The sequence below is a fragment of the Brevibacillus borstelensis genome (assembly GCF_037834415.1).
GTDB lineage: Bacteria > Bacillota > Bacilli > Brevibacillales > Brevibacillaceae > Brevibacillus > Brevibacillus borstelensis_A.
On sequence record NZ_JAUMSJ010000073.1, the window covers coordinates 1 to 5,709 of the forward strand.

The following is a 5,709-nucleotide window of genomic DNA, read 5'->3' on the forward strand; positions in this document are numbered from 1 at the left end:
ACAAATCCTTTAGCAAATATGCATATCCAGTTTTGAAGGCGCGAAGCTGCATGAATTGCGTTAGTGCCTTTATTATTGTTCCTCGGTAGCTCAGTTGGTAGAGCAATCGGCTGTTAACCGATCGGTCGGGGGTTCGAGTCCCTCCCGAGGAGCCATATACGGAGAGTTACCCAAGAGGCCGAAGGGGACGGTTTGCTAAACCGTTAGTATGCGTAAGCGTAGCGAGGGTTCGAATCCCTCACTCTCCGCCATATTTAAACTTTACAAATAGTGGCGGTGTAGCTCAGCTGGCTAGAGCGTTCGGTTCATACCCGAAAGGTCGGGGGTTCGATCCCCTCCACCGCTACCAATCCGAGTTGCGGTCGTGGTGGAATTGGCAGACACACCATCTTGAGGGGGTGGCGGGGCGACCCGTGCGAGTTCGAGTCTCGCCGACCGCACCATGTTACATATGGCCCGTTGGTGAAGCGGTTTAACACAGCAGCCTTTCACGCTGTCATACAGGGGTTCGAATCCCCTACGGGTCACCATACAACTACTTCGCAAAGTTCCAGTTGTATTATGAAACTTCGCGAAGGATTCTGGAGGCTTAGCTCAGCTGGGAGAGCATCTGCCTTACAAGCAGAGGGTCGGCGGTTCGATCCCGTCAGCCTCCACCATATACTTTGTTATAGTAACGTCGCGGGATGGAGCAGTCTGGCAGCTCGTCGGGCTCATAACCCGAAGGTCGCAGGTTCAAATCCTGCTCCCGCAACCAATTTTTCTACTTAACTACCTCGATACACTCTCAGTTCAAGTAGAAGCGGAGTGCCCTTGGGCGCAACCAAATATGGAGCTGTGGTGAAGTTGGAGTTCACGCCGGTCTGTCACACCGGAGGTCGCGGGTTCGAGTCCCGTCAGCTCCGCCATTTTGTCCCTTTGCGGATGGAAATGCGGATATACTCATCTCTGGCTCGGTAGCTCAGTCGGTAGAGCAGAGGACTGAAAATCCTCGTGTCGGCGGTTCGATTCCGTCCCGAGCCACCTCTTCAAAAAATTATGCCGGTGTAGCTCAATTGGTAGAGCACCTGACTTGTAATCAGGGGGTTGTGGGTTCAAGTCCTATCGCCGGCACCACTTTTGGGGTATAGCCAAGCGGTAAGGCAACGGACTTTGACTCCGTCATTCCTAGGTTCGAATCCTAGTACCCCAGCCATTTGTTTGAGCCATTAGCTCAGTTGGTAGAGCATCTGACTTTTAATCAGAGGGTCGAAGGTTCGAGTCCTTCATGGCTCACCAGTTTTAAAAAATACAGCAGCCTCTCAATGTGCATGCGGGTGTGGCGGAATGGCAGACGCACCAGATTTAGGTTCTGGCGGGAGACCGTGGGGGTTCAAGTCCCTTCACCCGCACCATAGGTTTCAAAACCTTGAGAAATCAAGGCTTTTTTTTATTTTACCCGATAGTTTTCTCGGACAGAAGTGTCCCCAAAATGGACATTGGGGACGAATTGGGGACGAAATCCTCAAATCGACTGTTTTTTGGGATCGAATTGGTCGAATTTGTCCGCTAAATCCCGACTTACTTTTTTCGTCACGTGGGTATAGATGTCTGCCGTTGTTTGGTGCTGTTTGTGACCAAGACGCTCCTGGATCGCTTTAAGTGATGCCCCTTGATCGATAAGGAGCGTCGCCGGCTATGACGCAGATCATGGAATCGGATGTAACGCAGCCCGTGACGGTTAACAAAATTCCTCCACCCCTCGGAAGGATAGGTATAGTAAAGAGGCTTACCTAATCCAGCGTGGAATACAATACTCATGATCGCCGCCTTCCCATTTACCCCTGATCTTCATTCTTTCTTTACGCCACTGCAAATGGTATCGACGTAGTTCCTCCATATCCCAAGTTCGCATCTGCACGATTCTGTCCTCGCCGTTTATCGTATCTTTTTCGTACACATTACCTTTTTTCTTGAGGGGTATACTGAATAGGCTGCACTGAAATGGACAGTTCTCTTAAGTTCTAGTAGATTAAAAACAAATCGGTAGAGAACGGAGAGAATCTCATGAGCAAGGGTGAGCGTCGAGCATTTACAGACGAATTCAAGCAGCAAATGGTCCAACTTTATGAGAATGGCAAATCACATGCGGATATTTTGAGGGAATATGACCTGAGTGCATCTGCATTTGATCGTTAGGTAAAACAGAGTAGAACCACGGGCTCTTTCAAAGAAAGCGACAATCGAACGGATGGCAGAATGAGCTTCTTAGACTTCGTAAAGAGAATCAACGGCTGAAAATGGAGAATGATATTTTAAAGCAAGCGGCGCTGATCTTCGGACGAAAATAATGGTGATTCGGCAATATGCACATGAGTATTCCGTATCAGCCATGTGCAACATCCTCAAGATCAATCGGAGCACCTACTGCTATGAGAGTAGTCAACAGCCATCTACCAAAGACGAGGTAGAGCAGGCAATTATCCGTATTTTTGAAGAAAATCAGCGCGTATACGGAGCAAGAAAGATTAAAGCAACACTCCAAGAAAAAGGAATGATAGTCACCAGACGACGAATTGGACGTTTGATGAAGAAAAATGGTCTTGTATCGGTCTATACGGTTGCCCAGTATAAGCCGCATGCGTCGTTATGCAACGATTCCCCGATCCAGAATGAATTCAAGGTAGTGTCTCAACAAATCGGTAATTTAGATTAATGGAGGAGAACTTGCATTTCTGATTATAAAAAATACCCCCGAATAACCCGGGGGCATTGATGGATATTTTAGTGACCAGTCTTTTTAATAATATTGCCGTTAATATCTTTGACTGCTCCATCAATAAAGGTAACATAAGCTCCTAATTTTAATTGCACATGATAAGTGACCTTGCCTCAATAAAATAGACAGCTAGAATCCCTCATTTACAACCATATTCTAATATGCATTTTCATATGCTCTTGCCCCAAACGCACAAATTCCGTGTCCTTGCGCCGGATCCGGGCATATCCCCAGCGGTAATGGGGGTCGGTTGAATCTGCTTTGATCCAAATCCCGCTTGCAAGCTTCCCTGAATTTTTCATATTCAGGCCTCATCATCGCTACGTCCAGGTCGTCGTTCGTCGTCCCAAGGAATAAAACCACCATGGCGCACAGCACCAAGCATAGTGCCCATTAAAAGACAATAGCTTATGCTGCCGTTTTTTTTTTGCAAACCCGGTCAATTTCCAAAAGCATTTCCAGAAGAACCATCTGAAGGCTGCGAAGTTCTTTGTCAGAGAGCATATGGGCATTGTTTGTTTTCATGTGGCCTACTGTTTTAAACGGTTAACTAATTCCAAATTTTTATTTTTGACGCATGCTCAACGCCGCGAAAAAATCAAAAAATAAGTTTATTTTCTGTTCCTGAAAGCAGCCTTTGTATATTTTCCATATGCCTGAAAATAACCATAAACGCCATTAGGCACGCAAATATATAAAAATATAAGGTATTCCCAAAAACAGGAATAAATGAAATAGCCGCAAAAAGCATTGTAGCACATATTGTGCCTAAAGAAACATAACGGGTTAAAGCTACTATTATCACAAAAAAGCCAAGGCATAAAAGGGCCATAACCCAGTCAACCATAAACAGCACAGCCACTGCTGTAAGTGCTCCCTTGCCCCCTTTAAACCCAAAATATACCGGCCAGTTATGCCCTATAACCGCTCCTGCGCCTGCCGCTAAAAGGCTTACGCAATCTTTAGTCTCTCCCGAATAAAAGTAAACGCCAAGGAACAAGCCTATAAAACAGGCAATTATCCCTTTTAATATATCCCCCGCAAGAACAAACACCGCAGCAGATTTCCCAAGTACCCTCAGAGTATTGGTAAGCCTGGCGCTTTTGCTTCCATGGCTTCTTATGTCCTTGCCGTATATTTTCCCTACAATCACCGCTGTATTAAGGCTGCCTAAAAGGTAGCCCAAAGCTAAGGCCGCAAAAAGCTTTAAAATATCAATCATCACTCTTCCCCCTTGGAATTATTCTAATTTTCTTTTATTTCTCCATCAATACAGGGTTCATCCGTCGCCAAACCTGCCTCCTTTACCCACCGGTATATCAATGAACGACTACGGCCAAATATCTTGCCAAGCATGTTATATGAACCTTTACCAAGCGAATAGAATAGAATTACCAATGCTTTTAGTGCTGCTATTTTTTCATTGCTTCTTTCATCGCCAACTATGAAGTTCATTCCACACTCTTTACATATATAACGCTGTTTTCCCCCGTACTTTGCCATTCTTTGTGATGTGTTCGCTTCCACAATTCTTACATTTGATTGTTTCCATATAATTTCATCTTCTGGCTTCATTTTATCATATCTCTATATTTTAAGCTGTTCTCTCAAGTTTGCAGGGCGGAACATAATCATTCACCGAATGGATTCTCTGCCGATTATAAAAGATTTCTATATATTCGAAAATCGCCTTTTTTCCTCTGAGAGCGTCTTGAACTTATAATCGCTTAAGCCATTCTGTTTTGAGTTTCCCCCAGAATGATTCCATCGGGGAATTGTCATAACAGTTGCCTTTCCGGCTCATTCCGCCAGGATGCGGAGTACCACTTGTTCTTTAAAGGCTTTAGTGTGCCCAGGAGGGACGGGCAATGAGAAGCGCGGAGGAAACCTTAGAACTGTTCAAGCAGGCATTGCAAAAGCGAGCAATCGCAGGCTACTTAACAAAAGAGAAAATTCAAGGGGAAGTATGGTAAATAGAAAGCCCTGATTTCAACTAAAGCTGAAAATCAGGGCGAATTGTATAGAACTAATTTAAACCAGACACAGCATTATACTTTTATGAATTCTACAAACCAATGGGTGTCTGTTGATAAATCATCTCTAATTTGTGAAAAACGGTATGTTGCACCATTATATTGAATAGTGCTTCCTTCAAAATCACTCCTTTTATAGTCTTTCTTTGGGTACATCAGACCAACTCCATTGCAATAATCACAATATCCACTGTCTGCTGGACGAATTGAATGTGCTGACTTTGGGGATTCAGTGGCGGAAGTTTTGTTTGCAGCATACGATGGTGCACCCAACATACTAGCTAAAAGTAGGGTAGCAGACATGCAAGTTAAAGCTTTTTTCATTGAAATCCACTCCTTAGCGGTTTTTGTATTAATTGGGAATATATCCCGTAAATAGATACGTATGAGCTACATTGAAAATTCTATTTTTCTAAACAATTCGGGAGGAAAAAGAGAAATTGCGATCAGGAGGCGGAGAAGGGACGAAGCTACTGGGGCTGTTTAAAATCGGCTCTACCCATGCCATCCACGCTGTCATAGAGAAGGGTAAACCCGCAAAGACCGACTTCCGCACTTTGGACGAGTGAATGTAACGCGCCAGAGATGCCTTCAAGGAATCCCGGAAGGATACCAATAAAATCTGTTTAACACAATGTTTTCGCGTCCAAGCAAAAGAGAAAGGGTGAAAACAGTGGAAGATTTTAAAAAACTTAACGACTTTTTGAATAAATTACAGGAGGACTACATATTTTACCAACTTAGCAAGTTTCGGAAGGAGAGCATAATGGTTGAAGTGGCGGTTCCAGGCCAAAGTTGGGAAATTGAATTCATGGAAGATGGAACTGTTGAGATTAAAAATATATTAGCGACGGTCAATACTATGATGAAAAAGAGTTAGAGGTTCTACTTAGGGACTTCTCTGATTAGAAGCGGATT

General features: G+C 44.3%; 8 protein-coding genes, 13 tRNA genes and 1 pseudogene. 16 read left to right on the top strand and 6 right to left on the bottom strand.

What is annotated here, in order from left to right; all coding sequences use genetic code 11:
* The first annotated feature begins 79 nt into the window (after positions 1-79).
* The 13 genes from Q3F21_RS26735 (at position 80) to Q3F21_RS26795 (ending at position 1,394) form a co-directional block, all read left to right on the top strand.
* Positions 80-155: transfer RNA gene (locus Q3F21_RS26735), tRNA-Asn, on the top strand.
* A 5-nt stretch (positions 156-160) separates the two neighbouring features.
* Positions 161-251 (top strand) — tRNA-Ser (locus Q3F21_RS26740).
* 21 nt (positions 252-272) lie between these two features.
* A tRNA-Met gene (locus Q3F21_RS26745) sits at positions 273-349 on the top strand.
* A 9-nt stretch (positions 350-358) separates the two neighbouring features.
* A tRNA-Leu gene (locus tag Q3F21_RS26750) sits at positions 359-443 on the top strand.
* A 10-nt stretch (positions 444-453) separates the two neighbouring features.
* Positions 454-530 (top strand) — tRNA-Glu (locus tag Q3F21_RS26755).
* Between the two features lie 53 nt (positions 531-583).
* Positions 584-659: transfer RNA gene (locus Q3F21_RS26760), tRNA-Val, on the top strand.
* Positions 660-680: 21 nt separating this feature from the next.
* Positions 681-757 (top strand) — tRNA-Met (locus tag Q3F21_RS26765).
* 74 nt (positions 758-831) lie between these two features.
* A tRNA-Asp gene (locus Q3F21_RS26770) sits at positions 832-908 on the top strand.
* 42 nt (positions 909-950) lie between these two features.
* Positions 951-1,023 (top strand) — tRNA-Phe (locus Q3F21_RS26775).
* Between the two features lie 17 nt (positions 1,024-1,040).
* Positions 1,041-1,116, top strand: a tRNA-Thr gene (locus tag Q3F21_RS26780).
* Between the two features lie 4 nt (positions 1,117-1,120).
* A tRNA-Gln gene (locus tag Q3F21_RS26785) sits at positions 1,121-1,195 on the top strand.
* A gap of 7 nt (positions 1,196-1,202) precedes the next feature.
* Positions 1,203-1,278: transfer RNA gene (locus Q3F21_RS26790), tRNA-Lys, on the top strand.
* Positions 1,279-1,312: 34 nt separating this feature from the next.
* A tRNA-Leu gene (locus Q3F21_RS26795) sits at positions 1,313-1,394 on the top strand.
* A gap of 110 nt (positions 1,395-1,504) precedes the next feature.
* Here the strand turns inward: Q3F21_RS26795 and Q3F21_RS27550 are convergent.
* Positions 1,505-1,660 (bottom strand): hypothetical protein, encoded by a 156-nt coding sequence (locus tag Q3F21_RS27550; RefSeq protein ID WP_425341309.1) that lies wholly within the window; start codon positions 1,658-1,660, stop codon positions 1,505-1,507.
* A 386-nt stretch (positions 1,661-2,046) separates the two neighbouring features.
* Here Q3F21_RS27550 and Q3F21_RS27555 point away from each other — a divergent pair, with 386 nt between their 5' ends.
* Positions 2,047-2,178 (top strand): transposase, encoded by a 132-nt coding sequence (locus Q3F21_RS27555; RefSeq protein ID WP_425341308.1) that lies wholly within the window; start codon positions 2,047-2,049, stop codon positions 2,176-2,178.
* A 151-nt stretch (positions 2,179-2,329) separates the two neighbouring features.
* The gene (locus tag Q3F21_RS26800) at positions 2,330-2,695 is read left to right on the top strand and encodes an IS3 family transposase (RefSeq protein ID WP_340259587.1); all 366 of its coding nucleotides are present in this window, start codon (positions 2,330-2,332) and stop codon (positions 2,693-2,695) included.
* A gap of 367 nt (positions 2,696-3,062) precedes the next feature.
* Here Q3F21_RS26800 and Q3F21_RS27560 read toward each other — a convergent pair whose 3' ends face one another.
* From Q3F21_RS27560 to Q3F21_RS26820, 5 genes and pseudogenes are all read right to left on the bottom strand, one after another.
* Entirely contained in the window at positions 3,063-3,152 is a 90-nt protein-coding gene (locus tag Q3F21_RS27560) for a LicD family protein (protein WP_425341310.1), read from the bottom strand.
* Positions 3,153-3,356: 204 nt separating this feature from the next.
* Entirely contained in the window at positions 3,357-3,980 is a 624-nt protein-coding gene (gene plsY, locus Q3F21_RS26805; protein WP_340259589.1) for a glycerol-3-phosphate 1-O-acyltransferase PlsY, read from the bottom strand.
* 23 nt (positions 3,981-4,003) lie between these two features.
* On the bottom strand, positions 4,004-4,333 hold the full coding sequence (locus Q3F21_RS26810) for a hypothetical protein (RefSeq protein ID WP_340259591.1): 330 nt from the start codon (positions 4,331-4,333) through the stop codon (positions 4,004-4,006).
* Between the two features lie 19 nt (positions 4,334-4,352).
* Positions 4,353-4,562 (bottom strand): annotated as a pseudogene (locus Q3F21_RS26815) (IS3 family transposase); the annotation flags it as partial.
* A gap of 244 nt (positions 4,563-4,806) precedes the next feature.
* Positions 4,807-5,115 (bottom strand): hypothetical protein, encoded by a 309-nt coding sequence (locus Q3F21_RS26820; protein ID WP_340259593.1) that lies wholly within the window; start codon positions 5,113-5,115, stop codon positions 4,807-4,809.
* Between the two features lie 340 nt (positions 5,116-5,455).
* Between Q3F21_RS26820 and Q3F21_RS26825 the strand changes: the two genes are divergently transcribed.
* Positions 5,456-5,671: a hypothetical protein gene (locus Q3F21_RS26825; RefSeq protein ID WP_340259595.1), complete on the top strand. Its 216-nt coding sequence runs from the start codon at positions 5,456-5,458 to the stop codon at positions 5,669-5,671.
* Positions 5,672-5,709 lie beyond the last annotated feature (38 nt).